Annotated in this window: 3 protein-coding genes; 2 read left to right on the plus strand and 1 reads right to left on the minus strand. The window is 72.6% G+C overall.

The window, feature by feature from the left end:
* The coding region (locus VIG76_RS00180) for a Gfo/Idh/MocA family protein (protein WP_331949783.1) at window positions 1-1,005 on the minus strand (1,005 nt) is incomplete at its 3' end.
* Between the two features lie 101 nt (window positions 1,006-1,106).
* On the opposite strand from VIG76_RS00180, the gene VIG76_RS00185 reads away from it, so the two are divergent.
* Both VIG76_RS00185 and VIG76_RS00190 read left to right on the plus strand, forming a co-directional pair.
* Window positions 1,107-1,949: an ROK family protein gene (locus VIG76_RS00185; RefSeq protein WP_331949785.1), complete on the plus strand. Its 843-nt coding sequence runs from the start codon at window positions 1,107-1,109 to the stop codon at window positions 1,947-1,949.
* Window positions 1,950-2,081: 132 nt separating this feature from the next.
* The coding region (locus tag VIG76_RS00190; RefSeq protein WP_331949787.1) for a D-tagatose-bisphosphate aldolase, class II, non-catalytic subunit at window positions 2,082-3,360 on the plus strand (1,279 nt) is incomplete at its 3' end.

The following is a 3,360-nucleotide window of genomic DNA, read 5'->3' on the forward strand; positions in this document are numbered from 1 at the left end:
CATGGTGAGGAAGTCGGCCTGCTCGTGCCCCTCGCCCTCGCCCTGGATCGGCACCTCGATGTCGCCCTCGAGCGACCAGGTGCGGCGCCGGTTCCAGATCCGGATCACGCCGCCGGGGGTGTCGCCGAAGTTCTCCAGCCGGCCCCGGGTGCCGATCACGGTGTAGTTGCGCCAGTAGTCGGGGGTGAAATGGCACTGCTCGTAGCTCGCGGTGACCCCGTCGCCGAGGTCCATCAGCATCATCGAGACGTCCTCGACGTCGATGATCGGGTTCAACCCGGTCTGGGCCTGCGGTGGCCAGTTCTCGAACGAGAACCATTCGGGCATGATCTCGCCTTCGCGGCTGCGGCGGTCGGTCACGTCGCCGTAGACGGTGAGGGCGCCGAGTCCCGTGACGCGCTTGGTCGTGCGGCCGGCCAGCCAGTGGATGACGTCGATGTCGTGGCTGGCCTTCTGCAGCAGCAGCGAGTTCACCCGGGCGCGCTCGGCATGCCAGTCCTTGAAGTAGTAGTCGCCGCCGTTGCCCACGAAGTGCCGGCACCAGACCGCCTTCACCTCACCGATCTCCCCGGCGTCGATCAGCTGCTTCATCTGCTTCACCACGGCGCTGTGCCGCATGTTGTGGCCGACATACAGGCGGGCACCGCTGGCCGCGGCCGCCTCGAGCAGCCGGTCGCAGTCCTCCAACGTGATCGCCATCGGCTTCTCGAGATAGACCGAGATCCCGGCCTCCAGCAGCTGCGACGCGACCGCGAAGTGGGTGTCGTCCGGCGTCGTGACGATCGCAGCGTCGAGGCCCGCGGCGATCGCGTCCTCCGTGCGGGCGTACACGTCGACGTCGGGGGAGAACCACTGCGCGGCGCGGGCTCGCCCCGTCTCCGTGGTGTCGACCGCCGCGACGAGACGAGCGGGCGTATCCGTCCGCCCGACGTGCTCGGCGATCTCCGCCCGCTGGCCGATCCCGATGATGCCGACGCGCAGGGCGTCGCCGTTCTCCTCGCTCATTCGGGCGAGTATGCCGTCGGGTGGAGGGAGGGCCACCGAAGTGCGCACTCTGACAGCGCGAATCGCCGGACCGCCCCCCGGCAGTGCGGGATGCTGCCGACATGGCGGTTCTCGGCGTCGATGTCGGCGGCACAGCGGTGAAGACGTGGCGTGAGGACGGATCCGGCGGTGTCGCGGGCACCGTCCCCACGCCGCAGAACGACCCGTCCGGGGAGCGGACGGCCGACCTCGTCGCCGACCTCGTGCGGGCCGCGGGCGACGTGACCGCGGTGGGCCTCGCCGTCCCCGGCATCGTCGATCCCATCGAAGGCGTGTGCCGATCGTCGGTGAACCTGGCTTGGCGGAACGTGCCCATCGGTCCGCTCGTCGCGGCACGCACCGGGCGCCCCGTCGTCGTCGCCCAGGACGTGCGCGCGGGCGCCACGGGGGAACGTCTCGCCGGTGCGGGCCGCGGGCGGGCGGGGAGCCTGCTGTTCGCCCCCTTCGGCACCGGCCTCGCCCTCGCCTGGGTCGACGAGGACGGGACGCCGCTCGGCAACCCCTGGACGGGCGAGGTGGGCCAGCTGCGCCATGGGTCCGGTCCGCACGCCGGCCTCCGAGTCGAGGAGGTCGCCTCGGCCGGTGGTCTCGCTCGCCGGTTCGGCGTCGCCACCGCGAAGGAGGTGCTGGACGCCCGCGCCGCCGGCGACACCCAGGCGGCCCGGCTGTGGGGCGAGACCGTCGAAGCGATCGCCGAGGTGCTCGCCTGGTCCATCGCGATCACGGCCCCGGCGATGGTCGTCGTGGGGGGCGGACTCGTCCGCGCCGGCGACGCGCTGCTCGAGCCGCTCCGCGCCTCGCTCGCAGAGCGGCTCGAGCGCTTCCCGGAGACGCTCGTGCTGGCCGCGGAGTGCGGCACCGCGTCCGCGGCGATCGGCATGGCCCGCCTCGCGGCCCGGGTGTGAACGCAGTTCCTGCTCAGCGTGCGCTGCGCGAACTGCTCAGCCGGCCCGAGTGTTTCGGTCACCGATTGGCGGCTCGGCACGACGCGATCCACCATGGGCAGGAGAACCCGGACCGAAAGGGACCCCAGCGGCATGACGGATCACCTCAGCGCAGTGCTGCGCGCCCACAAGGCGGGGGAGCGGGTCGGCGTCACCTCCGTCTGCTCCGCCCATCCCCTCGTGCTCGTCGCCTCGATGCGGCAGGCTGCGGCCGACGGCACCTTCCTGCTGGTCGAGGCGACCTCGAACCAGGTCGACCAGTTCGGCGGCTACACCGGCATGCGCCCCGCGGACTTCCGCGACTTCGTGATGCGCATCGCCGACGAGGAGGGCTTCCCACGCGACGCCGTCGTGCTGGGCGGCGACCACCTCGGCCCCAACACGTGGCAGTCGGAGGACCCGGAGCCGGCCATGCGCAAAGCGGTCGACCTCGTGGCCGCCTACGCCGCCGCGGGCTACACGAAGCTGCACCTCGACTGCAGCATGCGCCTCGCCGGCGACCCCGCCCCGCTGCCCGACTCGGTCGTCGCCGAGCGCGCCGCCGCCCTGCTCGCCGCAGCCGAGGCCGCCGCTCCCGAGCCCGCGGCCGTCCGCTACGTGATCGGCACGGAGGTGCCGGTGCCTGGCGGCGCCCACGAGACGATCGACACGCTGGTCCCGACACCGCCGGACGCGGCCCGGGCCACGCTCGACGCGCATCGCGCGGCGTTCCGCGCAGCCGGCGTCGAGCAGGCCTGGGACCGCGTGATGGCGCTCGTCGTGCAGCCCGCCGTCGAGTTCGACCACGTCCGCGTCGTCGACTACGACCCTTCGCGGACCGCCGAGCTGCAGCACGTGCTCGACGACGAGCCGACGATGGTGTTCGAGGCGCACTCCACCGACTACCAGCTGCCCGAAGCCCTCGCCGCGCTCGTCTCCGACCACTGGGCGGTGCTCAAGGTCGGGCCGGGCCTCACCTTCGCCCTGCGTGAGGGGCTGTTCGCCCTCGCCGCGATCGAGGACCAGCTCGTGCCGGACGGCGAGCGATCGCAGGTGATCGACGAGATCGAGCGGGTCATGCTCGCCGACCCGGGCCGCTGGGAGCGGTACTACGAGGGCGACGCGGACGAGCAGCGGGTCGCGCGCCGGTTCAGCTACAGCGACCGGATGCGGTACTACCTGCCCGATCCGGCGATCGTCGCCGCCGTCGACCGCCTGCTCGCCAACCTCGACAGCACCGGTCTCCCGGAGCCGCTGATCAGCCAGTACCTGCCCGAGCAGTACCTGCGGGTGCGCCGCCGGGAGCTTCGAGCCGACCCGCGTGAGCTCCTGATCGATCGGGTGCGGGACGCCCTGCGTCCCTACTCGGCCGCCATCACGCCCACCGGCGCCG

Origin of the sequence: Amnibacterium sp. (assembly GCF_036559085.1) — a bacterium.
Classification (GTDB): domain Bacteria; phylum Actinomycetota; class Actinomycetes; order Actinomycetales; family Microbacteriaceae; genus Amnibacterium.